The sequence below is a fragment of the Pseudomonas sp. UME65 genome (genome assembly GCF_014170225.1).
Lineage (GTDB): Bacteria > Pseudomonadota > Gammaproteobacteria > Pseudomonadales > Pseudomonadaceae > Aquipseudomonas > Aquipseudomonas protegens.
Map to the genome: position 1 here is coordinate 178760 of NZ_LZZQ01000014.1, position 14491 is coordinate 193250.

Genomic DNA, 14491 nt, shown 5'->3' on the forward strand with positions numbered 1-14491 from the left:
CTCCGGTTGCACAGCAAGGATCTGGGCCCGGGCCTGGCCGGCCGGGCGTTGGCAACAGCGGCGCAAGGCTCAACCGGGGGTAGCGATCCAAGGTGCGGCGAGCGGCACGCGGGAGCTGTGGATATCTCTCGCCAAGGGATGAAGGCAGGACAAGCGCAGGGCTGCAAAGAGCACCGGCGATGAGGCGCAGGAAAGGTTCATGGAGAGCGTCCTATGTTCTTATTATTGGTCGGGCGGGATCGCAAGATCGCGCCACAACACATTCCATGTCGCAGAAACGCCGTTCAAGCCACTTTCGCGGGGCCGTCGAGGCCAGGTTGAACCAACGTGACTGGCTGGAAAATACGTCAGCTCTCGCGACGCTGTACACGGGGTTTTTGCAAACTTTTGTATCTACCCTCGGTCTCCCCACGCAGCGTACTTGTCCCCGCTTCAACGATTGAATTTTCCACCCTGGCCCGCGGTCACAACACTGCCACGGCACACGCCAACAACCCCTGCGGACCTGCAAAATGCAGGATGCACGATGGCCATTCATGCAATTTGCACGAACAGGCGCTTTTTTGATTTTTATAAGTTGTTGTTTTTAAAGGATATTTTAAAAAAACAATACTGGCACAATCGCTGCACCTATCACTCCACGCTTGCCCTTCAAGAGCTAACGGAGCTGATAGACATGAGCCTGATCCAAGAAAAATTTTCTTCCCTGTTCTCCAACTTCGAAGTGACCACCCAGCCACGCCCTGACGGTGGCATCCTGTTGACCCTGCGCAACAGCGAAGGCAAACAGTTCAAGCGTTCGATCTCCTACGCACAGTTGCACGCCGCCGACCAACTGTCGTGGGTCATCAGCGCAATTCGTCGGGACTTGGCCGAACAGGCCAGTGAGTTGCCACAGATCTCCATGCTGCAAAGCCAGAACCGCTTTGCCCTGCCGACTTACCACTGCGCGTAAGCCGCTTGCGCTGCACCTGTCCCGGCCGGCCCCACCTTGCGTGGGTCCGGCCCGTTGACGTTGTGCTCCCCGCTCAATCGTCCAGGCGCGGGAACTGGCTGGCGATCGCGTCGCCGGTCAGGCTGGCGTTCCAGCCCTGGGGGTTGTTGAACATGCGGATGGCCACCAGGTTCGGCCGCTCGCCCATGTCGAACCAATGGGCGGTGCCCGCCGGCACCGAGATCAGGTCATTCCTTTCGCACAGTACGGCGTACACATAGTCATCGATGTGCAGGTTGAACAGGCCCCGGCCCGCAACGAAGAAACGTACTTCATCCTCACTGTGGCGGTGCTCATCGAGAAAGCTGGCGCGCAGCTCGGCCTTCTGCGGATGGTCTTCATCGAGGCTGATGACATCCACGCTGGCGTAGCCACCCTCGGTCATCAGGCGATCGACCTGCTCCTGATAGGCGCTTATCACTTCTTGCTGGCTGGTGCCCGGCGCAACACGCGTGGTGGCAGGCCAGCGGTCGAAACGAATCCCCTGCTCGGCCAGGGTTGCAGCGATATCGTCGAAGTGGGTCAGGACCTTGTTCGGCAGGTCCGGACTGGATACGTGGTAGACGGACAGGCTGCTCATTACGGCAACTCCTCTTGCATGCGGGTGGCAATGATAACGGCTGCGGCCAAGGCTGCGACGCTGGCAATACTAAAGGTCAATGTGGGGCCCAGGGCATTCCAGCTATAACCCGAATACAGGGCCCCCAGGGCGCCCCCGGTTCCCGCCAGGGCCGCGTACAACGCCTGGCCCTGGCCTTGCTGGTGGGCACCGAAACTGCGCTGCACAAAATGAATGGCGGCGGCGTGGAAACTGCCGAAGGTCGCCGCGTGCAGCACCTGAGCCAACAACAGCACCCCGAGGTGTTCCGCCAGGCTGCCCAGCAGCAACCAGCGCAGAGCCGCCAGCAGGAAGCTCGCAAGCAGCACTCGCCGCACGGAAAAGCGCGCCAGGAGCCAGCTCATCGCCAGAAACATCAACACTTCGGCCACCACACCCAGGGCCCAGAGCATGCCGATCACCCCGCGGGTATAGCCCAGGCGCTCCAGGTGCAGAGTCAGGAAGGTGTAATAGGGGCCGTGGCTCATCTGCATCAGTGCCACGCACAGGTAGAAGGCCAGCACACCGGGGCTGCGCAGTTGCCTGACAAAGCCCTCCCCGGCGTGCCGCGGCCCCTGCACCCGAGGCTGGGCGTTAGGCACCCACAGGCTGCTGAGGACGATGCCCGCCATGATCACCACCAGCGCTACCGGGTAGATGTCCAGGCTCAACCACTCGAACAAACGCCCCAGGGCCACCACGGTAAGAATGAAGCCGATGGAGCCCCAGAGGCGGATCTGGCTGTAGCGCGAGGCCTGGCCTTGCAGGTGCGCCAGGGTGATCACTTCGAACTGCGGCAGCACCGCGTGCCAGAAAAAAGCATGCAGGGCCATGACCATGGCCAGCCAGGCATAGCTCTTGTCGACGAAGATCAGGGAGAAACAGACCAGGGTGCAGAACGCACCAAAACGCACGATCGCCAGGCGCCGCCCGGTGTAGTCCCCCAGCCAGCCCCAAAGGTTGGGCGCCACGCAGCGCATGAGCATGGGAATGGCCACCAGTTCGCCGATGCGCGCACTGGAGAACCCCAGGTGATCGAAATACAGCGCCAGGAATGGCGCGGTCGAGCCCAGCAGCGCGAAATAGAACAGGTAGAAACTGGAAAGCCGCCAGTAGGGAAGTGCCGCCACGGCCTTCAGACCGTGGCGACTGGCAGGACCGGCATTACAGCTGGCCCAGCACCGGCGTGCTGACGCGCACGTCGGCATTCTGGCCGCGGTGGCGCAGCAGGTGATCCATCAGCACGATGGCCATCATCGCCTCGGCGATCGGCGTGGCGCGAATGCCCACGCACGGGTCGTGGCGCCCCTTGGTGATCACGTCCACCGGGTTGCCGTCGATATCGATGGAGCGCCCGGGGGTGGTAATGCTGGAGGTCGGCTTGAGCGCCAGGTGAGCGACGATCGGCTGCCCCGAGGAGATGCCGCCCAGAATGCCGCCGGCGTTATTGCTGAGGAAACCTTGCGGGGTCAGTTCGTCACGGTGCTCGGTGCCGCGCTGGGCAACGCAGGCGAAACCGGCGCCGATCTCCACGCCCTTGACCGCGTTGATGCTCATCAGCGCATGGGCCAGCTCGGCGTCCAGGCGATCGAAAATCGGCTCGCCCAGGCCCGGCATCACCCCTTCGGCCACCACGGTGATCTTCGCTCCGACCGAATCCTGGTCTCGACGCAACTGGTCCATATAGGCTTCCAGTTCCGCAACCTTGTCCGGATCAGGGCTGAAGAAGGCGTTGTTCTCTACCGAATCCCAGGTCTTGAAGGGAATCTCGATCGGGCCCAGCTGGCTCATGTAGCCGCGAATCACGATGCCCTGGCTGGCCAGGTACTTCTTGGCAATGGCCCCGGCCGCCACGCGCATGGCGGTTTCCCGGGCCGAGCTGCGGCCGCCACCACGGTAGTCGCGGATGCCGTACTTGTGGTGGTAGCTGTAGTCGGCGTGAGCCGGGCGGAACAGGTCCTTGATCGCCGAATAGTCCTTGGACTTCTGATCGGTGTTGCGGATCAACAAGCCGATGGAACAGCCGGTGGTCTTGCCTTCGAACACCCCGGAGAGGATCTCGACCTCGTCGGGTTCCTGGCGCTGGGTGGTGTGGCGGCTGGTGCCAGGCTTGCGCCGGTCCAGGTCACGCTGCAAGTCCTCCAGCGTCAGTTCCAGGCCCGGCGGGCAGCCGTCGACAATGGCGACCAACGCCGGACCATGGCTTTCGCCCGCGGTGGTGACAGTGAACAGCTTGCCGTAGGTATTGCCGGACATGCAGGGAGCTCCGTGAAATCAGCCGAAATAACTCAATCTGGATTAGCGCGTGCGCCAGTATACGCAGGCTACCCAACTAGTTCATCCTCGAACCTTCTGCCTGTTACCGAGTCAAACCGGCACCTTATCCATGATGGCGCGATGATGCTGCGAGTTCTTCTCTTGAGCCTTTCCCTGTTCACCGGCCTGGTTCATGCGGCCGTCCTGCAACGCCCCGTGAGCCTGGACACCGGGCACGGTGAGCTGTACGGCTCGCTGCTGCTACCCAAGTCCGAGCAGCCGGTGCCGGTGGTGCTGATCATTTCCGGCTCCGGCCCCACTGACCGCGACGGCAACAACCCCGATGGCGGGCGCAACGACAGCCTCAAGCGCCTGGCCTGGGTACTGGCCAAGCACAACATCGCCAGCGTGCGTTATGACAAGCGCGGCGTGGCCGCCAGCCTCGCCGCGACCCCGGACGAACGCAACCTTACCCTGGACGCCTATGTCGCGGATGCCGTGGCCTGGGGCAACAAGCTCAAGGCCGATCCACGCCTGGGCCAACTGATAGTCCTGGGGCATAGCGAAGGCGCACTGATCGCCACGCTGGCGGCACCGCAACTGAATGCCGCTGGCGTTATCTCGATCTCCGGAACCGCCCGCCCGGTGGACCAGATCCTGCGCCAGCAGTTGAGCTACCGCCTGCCACCGGCGCTGATGCTGCGCAGCAATGAGCTGCTGGACAGCCTCAAGGCCGGCAAGGTCGACCCGGATGTGCCCCCTGCCCTGCAAGTCATCTTTCGCCCCAGCGTGCAGCCTTACCTGATCACCCTGTTTCGCGAAGACCCGGCGGCGGCCTTCGCCCGCCTGAAGATGCCGGCGCTGATCATCCAGGGCAGCAACGACATCCAGGTCAGCGTCGATGACGCCAGGGTCCTCAAGGCCGCCAAACCGGATGCGCAACTGGCCCTGATCGAAGGCATGAACCATGTGATGCGCATCGTGCCCAATGACCTCAAGCGCCAGCTGGCCTCCTACAAGGACCCGCAATTGCCCCTGGCAGCGGAACTGGGCAGCGCGATCATCGATTTTATTGACGGACTTCACACCCGTTAGGCTGTTTTTGCCCTCCAGTCCTGAAAAAAACGGCCGATAAGCCTTTGCCGGCCGTTCAATTGCTGTCGGCGCGCAGCGATTGGACAGGATCTCGCCGTTATGACTGATACCCCGAATTCACCCGCCACCGAGCAGGAAGCCGCCGCCCCGGAAGCGCCGCCGCTGCCGTGGGCCGATGTGCAGGCCGAGCACCACAAGATGCTGCGCCTGGCACCCTTGCAGACCGATCGCGCCACGGGCGGACGGCCTCTGCGCTTTGTCGAGTTCGGTTATGCCGAACGCAACAACAAGGAGCACAGCCTGCTGCGCATGACCATCAGCCTCCCCGGCCAACGGGTGCGCAAGGAACAGAATCACCTGGATGTGTGGGTCGAGCACGACACTCGCCGGGTGCACTTCGAGCCCGAAGGCGGCCTGCAGGTCGAACCGCTGAACCGCGGAATCGGCCGTTTCCTGCTGGCCCAGGCAGCGCAGTGGGCCCAGAAGAAGTGGCCGCACTACCGGGTCGACGGCTTCGACCTGGCGAACAAGGATGCCCTCAACGAAGACACGCGCCTGCGTCGTGACCACGTGCTGCGCACCCAGGGTTTCGATGTGGTGTATGCCGATGCCCAGCACCTCAAGGGCAGCGTCAAGGATGTCCAGGTGGGTGAACTGCTGGGCCAGTGGAATAGCGAAAAGCTGCAGTTCGTGGAGATTCTGGAAGCGGCGCAGATGCTCCAGCAGGCCGAACAGAATCTTGAAGAACTGGAAGTGAAGCTGCGCAAGCAGGAAGAGAAAGTCACCAAGTACAAGCGCGAGGACACCGGTCTGCGCTTCACCATCACCTGCCTGGTGGCCTTTGCGGTGTTCCAGGCCGGGCTGCTGATCTGGATTGCGACTCATCGCTGAGCCGCAACGCCTGACCGCCACAGGCCCGCGTTGCGCGGGCCGGCAATCGGCTCAGACCCGGGACGCGAACAACGCCTGATGTTCGCGGCACTGCTCCGCGGTCAGCATGAACACACCGTGGCCACCGCGCTCGAAGTCCAGCCAGGCGAAGTCGACCTCCGGGTACAGCGCCTCGACATGCACTTGGCTGTTGCCCACCTCGACAATCAGCAAGCCCTTCTCGGTCAGGTGGTCCGCCGCCTCGGCCAGCATCCGCCGCACCAGGTTCAGGCCATCCTCGCCACAGGCCAGGCCCAGCTCGGGCTCGTGCTGGTATTCATCCGGCATGTCGGCGAAGTCTTCGGCATCGACATAGGGCGGGTTGGACACGATCAGGTCGAAGCGCTGCCCCGGCAGGCCATCGAAACCGTCGCCCTGGACCGTGAACACCCGCTCATCGACGCCATGGCGCTCGATGTTCTGGTTGGCCACTTCGAGGGCTTCGAAGGACAGGTCCGCCAACACCACCTCGGCATCACGGAATTCATAGGCACAAGCGATACCGATGCAGCCGGAACCGGTACACAGGTCGAGAATCCGTGCCGGCTCGCTGCCCAGCCAGGGCTCGAAACGTTTTTCGATCAGCTCGCCAATCGGCGAACGGGGAATCAGCACGCGCTCATCGACAATGAACGACATGCCGCAGAACCAGGCCTCGCCCAGCAGGTAGGCGGTAGGCACGCGCTCCTGGATACGACGCTTGAGCAGGTGCTGCACATGGACCAGCTCGTCGTCTTCCAACGCGCAATCAAGGTAGCTGTCGGCAATTTCCCAAGGCAGGTGCAAGGCGCCGAGCACCAGTTGACGGGCCTCGTCCCAGGCATTGTCGGTACCATGGCCGAAGAACAGATCCTCCCCATGAAAGCGGCTGACGGCCCAGCGGATATGGTCGCGCAAGGTGCGCAGGCGGGAAGTGATCACGGGACAGACTCCTGACAAAACGACCGGCGATTCTAACAGCCAAAACGCTTGCCGACGACGAATGAAAAACCAGCGACGGGCAAGAGTGTTCAAGCGTTTTTTTGCTCGGGAAGGCTGCATACCTTGCCCCACTTGACAAGGCTGCAGGCCAGCAACGGCGCACCTTACGTTAGTAGCGATTCACAGAAGCGCTCCGCCAGAGGACAATGGCGCAAAAGCCCCACTCACAGGAGCCCCAGAATGTCCGTTCCAAAGACGATGTTTCAACTCAGCGGTCGTGGTTATGCAGCGGCCAATTTGAGCCACGCGACCCTTGTGATCATCGACGCCCAGAAAGAATACCTCAGCGGCCCGCTGGCCCTGTCCGGCATGGACGCGGCAGTGGCCAACATCCGCCAACTGCTGGCCGCGGCCCGGGCTGCCGGTCGCCCAGTGGTGCACGTACGCCACCTCGGTACCGTCGGCGGCCTGTTCGACCCACAAGGCGAGCGCGGCGAATTCATTCCCGGCCTTGAACCCCAAGGCGACGAAACCATCATCGGCAAACTGCTGCCCAGCGCGTTCCACGGCACCGAACTGGAAAAGCGCCTGCAGGACCTAGGTTCCCTGGACCTGATCGTCGCCGGTTTCATGAGCCACTCCAGCGTCAGCACCACCGTGCGCGCGGCCAAGAACCTGGGCTTTCGCTGCACCCTGGTAGAAGACGCCTGCGCCACCCGCGACCTGCCCTACAAGGGTGGCATCCTCAGCGCCGAGCACGTTCAGCAAACCGAAATGGCAATCATGGCCGACAACTTCGCCACCCTCGCCCAGACCGCAAGCCTGATCTGATCAGCCCTGGTGAGCGGCTGGCGGGCCGCTCATCCATAAACCCCTCGCCTTTGCAGCAATTGCCTTAGCCTCAGGAACCACCCGGTCAACTTCCGGTCGAAGGGCCGATACCCATTGAGGAAGGTCGGAATGAAGATATCCGATGGTTTTGACGCACGCCGATTGCGGCCCAAAAGCCCGCGAAACTGGCGGTTGCGCCTGGGTGCGGGATTCTCCGCGCTACTGGCGACATTTGGCGTGCTGCTGGCGATGGCCGGTACTGCGAGCCTGCTGGGCCGTGCCCCGGCGCTGGGGGAAATGAATGCCAGCCCGGCGGGCTCGGCGGTGATCCTGGTGGTCGGCCTGTTGCTGCTGTATGTCGGCGTGCGCTTGTGGCGGCGCTGCCGGCGGCGCATGCGCCAGCCCCTGGCGCTGAACATGGCGCCGCACCTGATGAAAAAACACGACTGACATTCCCGAGGCGCGATTTGCGCGCCTTAAGGTGTTCCGAGTTGGGTAAACTAGCCGCCCTTCGCGGAGGCTGACATGCAAGACGACGATTTTTCCCTGTTCAAAAACGAGATCCGCGGCGTCAAGCCGATCAAGCACGATCGTGCCGATACAGGCAAACCCAAGAGCGACCGGGCGCAGATCGCCAAGTTGCGCCAGGCGGCCACCGTACGCAGCGAGACCACCACGGTGGACGGGCTGTCCGACCAGTTCGTCATCGACGTGGGGCCGGAAGATGAGCTGATGTGGGCCCGCGACGGGGTCCAGGAAAGCCAGATGCGCAAGCTGAAGATCGGCCAGATCCCCTTTGAAGGCAGCCTCGACCTGCATGGCATGACCGTGGAAAAGGCCCGGGAAACCCTCTGGGCCTTTCTCGCTGAAGCCACCCAGTTCGAAATCCGCTGCGTGCGCGTCACCCACGGCAAGGCCGTGCGCCTGGACGGCAAGCGACCGATGATCAAGAGCCACGTCAACACCTGGCTGCGCCAGCATCCGCAGGTGCTGGGCTTCACTTCCTGCCAGGCCAGGCATGGCGGTACCGGGGCGCTGTACGTCATGCTCAAGCGCACCATGATGGAAGGCCGTGACGAATAAAGCCGCTGCATCACGCTTGCAGCGTCGTGTCCGCCACCGTACCCTTGCCCTTTGCGTAAAATCCCACAGGTAGTTTCATGTCCCTGGAACAGAATTACACCGCGATCCTCGGCCAACTGGGCGAGGACGTCTCCCGCGAGGGCCTGCTCGACACGCCCAAGCGTGCCGCCAAAGCCATGCAGTACCTCTGCCGCGGTTATGCCCAAACCCTGGAAGAGGTCACCAACGGTGCCTTGTTCAGCTCCGACAACAGCGAAATGGTCCTGGTCAAGGACATCGAGCTCTACTCGTTGTGCGAACACCACCTGCTGCCGTTCATCGGCAAGGCCCATGTCGCCTACATTCCCAGCGGCAAGGTCCTGGGGCTGTCGAAAGTCGCGCGCATCGTCGATATGTATGCCCGCCGCCTGCAGATCCAGGAAAACCTCAGCCGGCAGATCGCCGACGCCGTCCAACAAGTGACCGGCGCCCTCGGGGTGGCCGTGGTGATCGAGGCCAAGCACATGTGCATGATGATGCGCGGTGTGGAGAAACAGAATTCGTCGATGATCACCTCGGTGATGCTGGGCGAGTTCCGCGAGAATGCCGCGACCCGCAGCGAATTCCTCAGCCTGATCAAGTAACAGGCTGCAGGCGAAAAAACCGGCGTTGATCGCCGGTTTTTTTTCGCCCGGGAAAAATCAGGTAAGCTGCCGCCCCTTCATTCATGGGCAAGAGGCAATAACCGTGATCGTCAAAGCGCTGCGAGTCGGCCTGGGCCAACTCATCATTTTCATCGACTTCATCACCCGCCCACGCAAGCAGCAGCGGGACGCCGCCGCTCAGGCGCAAGTCGTGGAAGCCGCCAAGGGCCTGACCCTGTACCAGTTTCACGCCTGCCCGTTCTGCGTGAAGACCCGCCGTACCCTGCATCGCCTGAATGTGCCGGTGGCCCTGCGCGACGCAAAAAACAACGAGCAGGACCGCCAGGCCCTGTTGGAGCAGGGCGGCAAGATCAAGGTGCCGTGCCTGCGCATCGAAGAGAACGGCCAGACCACCTGGATGTATGAATCCAAGGTGATCATCGGTTACCTGAACCAGCGCTTCGCGACCGTCTGACGCCCTCCCCGGGGCTCTTCAGCCCCGGGCCAACTGCAAGTCAAGCAAGGCCGCGCCCAGGCACTTGCCGTGGGCATCCAGCGCCAGGGAGCGGGTCACTCCGCCGCGCAGGATGCCCGGCAAGACAAAGTTCAAGGCCCGCACATTCTCCAGGACATAGCGCTGTACCGGCGCCGCATCGCTCCCCAGCAAGCCGGCGAAATATTGCGCCACGCGCTCGGCGGTAAGCTGCTCGCAAAGAAAGGCAAAGTCCTCGGCGTGGTAGGCAATCACCGAAATATTCGAAGTGTCGCCCTTGTCCCCCGTACGCGAGTGCGCCAAGTCACGCAATTTGACCTCATTCATGCCCGTACCTCCTGATGCAAGGTGACCCTGACGGCCTCCCGGGGCAGTAACAGCGAAGCCACCGCCACCACCTGCCGCAGGCTTTTACTGGCCCCGCCGCCACCAGCGGGCCCATTGGTATAGAGGGTTTCCACCTCATTGCCGACGCGCACCGCTTCGGCCTTGTCCGTGCAGCGAGCCGCCACCCGCAGGCGCACTTCCCAGGGTTCGGCAGGCGCTCGCTGGCCCAGTTCAACACCGTGCAAGGCATCGATGCCGATCAGCTCCGCGCGCACTTCCTGCATCTGTACCCCGGTCAGGGCCAGGCGTTCGAGCACGATATCCCGGGCCAGCCGCGCCCTGGCCACAGCCCCAGGGCCGCCATAGGAAATCTGCCCTTCGCCGATCCAGCCATCCAGGTAGCCGACGCTGACCTTGAGCCGCTCAGGCCGTGGGCTGCCTGCCGCCCCTTGCAGCCGCACCCGGTCCGGTGCCTCCTCGACAAAGCCCACCGCGGAAAAATCGGCACAGACATCCGGCGTCAGGTAGGCCGCCGGGTCATGCACTTCGTAGATCAACTGCTCGGTACAGGTAGCGCTGCTGACCTGCCCCCCGGAGCCCTTGACCTTGGTGATCAGCGCCGCGCCCTGTGCATCCACTTCGGCCAGGGGGAACCCCAGGCGCGCCAGACCGGCCACATTCTTGACCCCCGGATCGGCAAAGTAGCCGCCGCTGACCTGCCCTGCGCACTCCAGCAGATGCCCCACCAGGGTCCCGCGCCCCAGACGCAGCCAGTCATCCTCGGCCCAGCCGAACTCGAAGATCTGCGGCGCCAGGAACAACGAGGGGTCGGCCACCCGCCCAGTGATCACTACGTCGGCATCAGCCCGCAGCGCGTCGACGATGCCCTGGGCGCCCAGATAAGCATTGGCGGAAATCAGCCGCTGCCCCAGCGAGCCCAGGGTCTGCCCGTTGTCCAGCACCCACTCCGGCCGGGCCCGCAGAGTCTCGAGCACATCGTCCCCCAGCACCGCGATCACCTTGAGCCCTGGCAAGCCCAGCTCGGCGGCGATCCGTTGCACCTCGGCCACCGCCGCCAACGGATTGGCCGCCCCCATGTTGCTGATGATGCGCAAACGCCGCCCCGAGGCCGTGGCACCCACAAAGGGCAGCACCCCGCGCATCCGTGCCCCCAGCAACGGGTCGTAGCCGCTGTGCGGGTCGACCAGGCGCGCCTGCTGCGCCAGGGCGATGGTGCGCTCGGCCAGGCATTCGAACACCAGGTAATCCAGGTCACCCTGTTGCGCCAACTCGATGGCGGGCTCGATACGGTCACCGGAGTAACCGGCGCCGGAGCCGATACGTAGGCTTTTCATCTTAAAAAACTCCCAGCAGCAGCGCGGTCAGGGTCATCAACACTGACGCAGCGAATAGAAAGGGGATGGTGAAACGCTGGTGGTCGGCCAGTTCGATCTTGCACAGGCCCACCAGCAGGAAGGTCGCCGAGGTCAGCGGGCTTACCGGGAAACCGGTGGTGTGCACGCCGAGCAACGAAGCCTGGGCCACTTGCAGCGGGTCGACACCCAGGGCCTTGCCCACTTCGGCAATCACCGGCATCACCCCGAAGTAGTAGGAGTCAGGATCGAACAGCATGCTCAGGGGCATGGACAGGAACCCCACCACAGTCGGAATCAGCTTGCCGTGACCGGCAGGAATCTGCGCCACCGCCACTTCGGCAATCGCCTTGAGCATGCCGCTGCCCTGCATGATGCCGGTGAACACACCGGCCGCCAGGAGAATGCTGGCCATGGTCAGGGCCGTCTTGGCATGAGCATCGATGCGTGCCCGCTGGGCCTCGACATCCGGATAGTTGATGCACAGCGCCAGCACCGTGCCGACCATGAACATCACCACCGGATCGACCCAGCCGGCAATCATCACCAGCATCACCAGCACCGTGAGCAGCAGGTTGATCCAGAAGCGCCCGGGACGGCGTAGCGCCTCTTCGGCGGGGCTCAATACCCGGGTCGGGATGCCTGCACCGGCCGTGGCATCGGCACCGAGCCCCAGGCGGCGCTCCTCCCGGCGGCCGAGCCACCAGGCGCTGGCGAAGACGAACAGCAGGCCGACGATCTGCACCGGGATCAGCGGCTGGAACAGATCCGCCACCGGCACATGCAGGGCCGCTGATGAGCGCAGTACCGGGCCGGTCCAGGGCAGGAAATTGACCCCCGCGGCCATCGCCGCGACACAGGCCAGAATCCGTCGATCGATGCCCAGCCGGGTATACAGCGGCAGCATTGCCGGCACCGTCACCAGGAAGGTCACCGCGCCGGAACCGTCCAGGTGCACCAGCAGCGCCAGAAGCGCCGTGCCGACCACGATCCGCGTCGGCCGGGTGCCGACGGTGCGCAGGATGCGGTCGATGATCGGGTCGAGCATGCCGGCGTCGGTCATGATGCCGAAGAACAGGATAGCGAACACGAACATGCCTACCACGGGGGCGACGTTCTTGATGCCGGTGACGATGAAGGCGCTGGTCTGCAGACCGAAGCCGCCGATCAGCGCGGCGATGATCGGCAGCGCAATCAGCGCGACCAGAGGCGACAGGCGCTTGCTCATGACGGCCGCGAGCAGGCAGAGAATGGTGATGACACCCAGGGTGGCGAGCATGGAGCAACTCCAGTGTGCCGCCTCTTCAAGCCGGGGCCGGAAGGCGGACGGTTATTGTTTTTCTGGAGTATTGAAATCGCGCTAGTCTTTGTAAATTGGAATATTCGGCGCCTTGCATTCGGAAAAACAAAATGAAGAACTCGATCCAGCATATCCAGGCCTTCCTCGCCGTGGCCCGCAGCGGCAACTTCAGCAAAGCCGCCGCCGAGCTGCACCTGTCGCCATCAGCTCTTACCGTGCAGGTCCAGCAACTGGAGGAATGGCTGGGGGTCGCCCTGCTCGATCGCAGCCCGCGCCATGTCAGCCTGACCGCTGCTGGGCTGCAGGCCCGGGGACCGATGGAGAAACTGCTGCTGGACCTGGACAACATCGTCAGTGGCTCCCGGGACCTGGCCGCCCTGCGTCGGGGCGTGGTCACCCTCGCCGCGCTGCCGTCGGTCTGCGCCGGGGTGCTGCCGCCGGCCTTGCGCCAGTTTCGCGAGCAATTTGCCGGAATCGAGGTACGCCTGCAGGACCTGGTGGCTCACCGCATTCATGCCCAGGTCCGTGCCGGCGAGGTGGATTTCGGTATCGGCGGGCGCGCCCGGCTCAGCCACGGGCTGGATTTCCAACCTCTGCTGGAGGATCGCCTGTGCCTGTTCGTGGCCACCGATCATCCCCTGGCCCAGCGCCAGTCAGTGACGCTGAAGGACCTGGCCTGCCAGCCGATCATTCTCACCGGCCGCGACAGCAGCGTGCGCGAGCAGGTCGAAGCGCTGTTCGACGACAGCCGACTGTCCCTGCTTCCAGCCATGGAAGCCAACTACATGAGCACGGTGCTGGCGCTGGTACGCCAGGGGCTGGGCATTACCTTGCTGCCGGAATCCGCCGATGACGGCCGTGAGGGCCTGAGCCGGATTGCCATCAAACACCCGGGGGTCAGCCGCGAGATCGGCCTGATCCGCCGCAGTGGCCAGCAACTGAGCCCAGCGGCGCAGCGCTGTTATGAGTTGCTACGCCAGAACCTGGCCGGCAAACATCGTTAGCGGGCCCCACAACGCACTGAACCGGCACAAGGCCGGTCCAGTGGGGATAAAAGCACCCGCTCAGTCGAGCATCGGCACGTGTCGCGGATGGCTTTGCACTCGCTGCATCCAGGCCTGGATGCCCGGGTAGCGGCTCAGGTCGAAACCGCCCTCATCGGCCACGTGGGTGTAGGCATAGAGCGCAATGTCGGCGATCGAATAGTGCTCGCCCACCAGGTACGGGGTGCGGCTCAATTGTTTCTCCATCACGTCCAGCGCCTTGTAGCCACGCTTGTGCAACTTCAGGTATTCCTCGCGGCGCTCCTCGGGCAGCCCTTCGTAAAGCTGGATGAAACGCGCCACCGCGATGTAGGGCTCATGGCTGTACTGCTCGAAGAACTGCCATTGCAGAACCTGGGTGCGCAAGCGCGGTTCGCTGGGCAGGAACTGACTGCCGTCGGCGAGGAAGTTGAGAATCGCGTTGGACTCCCACAGGCAGGTGCCGTCTTCCAGTTCCAGAACCGGAATCTTGCCGTTGGGGTTCTTTGCCAGGAAGGCCTCGGTCTGGGTATCGCCCCCGAGAATATCCACCGCCTGCCATTCATAAGGCAGCCCCAGCAGATTGAGCATCAACTTGATCTTGTAGCAGTTGCCCGAACGGTAATCGCCATAAACCTTGTACAT

Annotated in this window: 17 protein-coding genes; 9 read left to right on the top strand and 8 right to left on the bottom strand. The window is 63.3% G+C overall.

Annotation, left to right across the window (positions count from 1 at the left end):
* Positions 1 to 676: 676 nt before the first annotated feature.
* On the top strand, positions 677 to 955 hold the full coding sequence (locus A9971_RS20855) for a DUF3509 domain-containing protein (protein WP_015636588.1): 279 nt from the start codon (positions 677 to 679) through the stop codon (positions 953 to 955).
* Positions 956 to 1028: 73 nt separating this feature from the next.
* On the opposite strand, the gene A9971_RS20860 is transcribed toward A9971_RS20855, so the two are convergent.
* Genes A9971_RS20860 through aroC form a run of 3 tightly spaced genes read right to left on the bottom strand, consistent with a single transcriptional unit; the run spans position 1029 to position 3848 of the window.
* Positions 1029 to 1574, bottom strand: coding sequence for an acireductone dioxygenase (locus A9971_RS20860; RefSeq protein ID WP_015636589.1), 546 nt, complete (start codon positions 1572 to 1574; stop codon positions 1029 to 1031).
* Complete coding sequence (locus A9971_RS20865; protein WP_182999954.1) at positions 1574 to 2722, bottom strand: MFS transporter; 1149 nt, start codon at positions 2720 to 2722, stop codon at positions 1574 to 1576. Before A9971_RS20865 ends, A9971_RS20860 begins: the two co-directional genes overlap by 1 nt.
* A 34-nt stretch (positions 2723 to 2756) precedes the next feature.
* Positions 2757 to 3848, bottom strand: a complete 1092-nt coding sequence (gene aroC / locus A9971_RS20870) for a chorismate synthase (RefSeq protein ID WP_011062618.1) — start codon at positions 3846 to 3848, stop codon at positions 2757 to 2759.
* Positions 3849 to 3989: 141 nt separating this feature from the next.
* Here aroC and A9971_RS20875 point away from each other — a divergent pair, with 141 nt between their 5' ends.
* Positions 3990 to 4943, top strand: coding sequence for an alpha/beta hydrolase (locus tag A9971_RS20875; RefSeq protein ID WP_015636592.1), 954 nt, complete (start codon positions 3990 to 3992; stop codon positions 4941 to 4943).
* Positions 4944 to 5042: 99 nt separating this feature from the next.
* On the top strand, positions 5043 to 5834 hold the full coding sequence (locus A9971_RS20880; protein ID WP_011062620.1) for a hypothetical protein: 792 nt from the start codon (positions 5043 to 5045) through the stop codon (positions 5832 to 5834).
* A gap of 51 nt (positions 5835 to 5885) precedes the next feature.
* On the opposite strand, the gene prmB is transcribed toward A9971_RS20880, so the two are convergent.
* Complete coding sequence (prmB, locus tag A9971_RS20885; protein ID WP_011062621.1) at positions 5886 to 6794, bottom strand: 50S ribosomal protein L3 N(5)-glutamine methyltransferase; 909 nt, start codon at positions 6792 to 6794, stop codon at positions 5886 to 5888.
* Between the two features lie 240 nt (positions 6795 to 7034).
* Here prmB and A9971_RS20890 point away from each other — a divergent pair, with 240 nt between their 5' ends.
* The 5 genes from A9971_RS20890 (at position 7035) to A9971_RS20910 (ending at position 9806) form a co-directional block, all read left to right on the top strand.
* Entirely contained in the window at positions 7035 to 7625 is a 591-nt protein-coding gene (locus tag A9971_RS20890; protein WP_011062622.1) for a cysteine hydrolase family protein, read from the top strand.
* Positions 7626 to 7754: 129 nt separating this feature from the next.
* A complete protein-coding gene (locus tag A9971_RS20895; RefSeq protein WP_011062623.1) occupies positions 7755 to 8075 on the top strand; it encodes a hypothetical protein in 321 nt (106 codons plus the stop codon).
* Positions 8076 to 8150: 75 nt separating this feature from the next.
* Positions 8151 to 8708: a Smr/MutS family protein gene (locus A9971_RS20900; protein ID WP_011062624.1), complete on the top strand. Its 558-nt coding sequence runs from the start codon at positions 8151 to 8153 to the stop codon at positions 8706 to 8708.
* Between the two features lie 77 nt (positions 8709 to 8785).
* Entirely contained in the window at positions 8786 to 9331 is a 546-nt protein-coding gene (gene folE, locus A9971_RS20905; protein WP_011062625.1) for a GTP cyclohydrolase I FolE, read from the top strand.
* Between the two features lie 103 nt (positions 9332 to 9434).
* On the top strand, positions 9435 to 9806 hold the full coding sequence (locus A9971_RS20910; protein ID WP_015636595.1) for a glutaredoxin domain-containing protein: 372 nt from the start codon (positions 9435 to 9437) through the stop codon (positions 9804 to 9806).
* A gap of 18 nt (positions 9807 to 9824) precedes the next feature.
* Here A9971_RS20910 and A9971_RS20915 read toward each other — a convergent pair whose 3' ends face one another.
* Genes A9971_RS20915 through A9971_RS20925 form a run of 3 tightly spaced genes read right to left on the bottom strand, consistent with a single transcriptional unit; the run spans position 9825 to position 12803 of the window.
* Entirely contained in the window at positions 9825 to 10151 is a 327-nt protein-coding gene (locus A9971_RS20915) for a hypothetical protein (RefSeq protein WP_152686361.1), read from the bottom strand.
* Positions 10148 to 11506 carry an acyclic terpene utilization AtuA family protein gene (locus A9971_RS20920; protein WP_182999955.1) on the bottom strand — a complete coding sequence of 453 codons (1359 nt, stop codon included), beginning with the start codon at positions 11504 to 11506 and terminating at the stop codon, positions 10148 to 10150. The genes A9971_RS20915 and A9971_RS20920 overlap by 4 nt, the downstream gene beginning before the upstream one ends.
* Before the next feature lies 1 nt (position 11507).
* Positions 11508 to 12803 carry a CitMHS family transporter gene (locus A9971_RS20925; RefSeq protein WP_182999956.1) on the bottom strand — a complete coding sequence of 432 codons (1296 nt, stop codon included), beginning with the start codon at positions 12801 to 12803 and terminating at the stop codon, positions 11508 to 11510.
* A gap of 131 nt (positions 12804 to 12934) precedes the next feature.
* On the opposite strand from A9971_RS20925, the gene A9971_RS20930 reads away from it, so the two are divergent.
* On the top strand, positions 12935 to 13828 hold the full coding sequence (locus tag A9971_RS20930; protein WP_053153191.1) for a LysR family transcriptional regulator: 894 nt from the start codon (positions 12935 to 12937) through the stop codon (positions 13826 to 13828).
* 60 nt (positions 13829 to 13888) lie between these two features.
* Here the strand turns inward: A9971_RS20930 and A9971_RS20935 are convergent, their stop codons facing one another.
* Positions 13889 to 14491: a glutathione S-transferase family protein gene (locus A9971_RS20935; RefSeq protein ID WP_011062631.1), complete on the bottom strand. Its 603-nt coding sequence runs from the start codon at positions 14489 to 14491 to the stop codon at positions 13889 to 13891.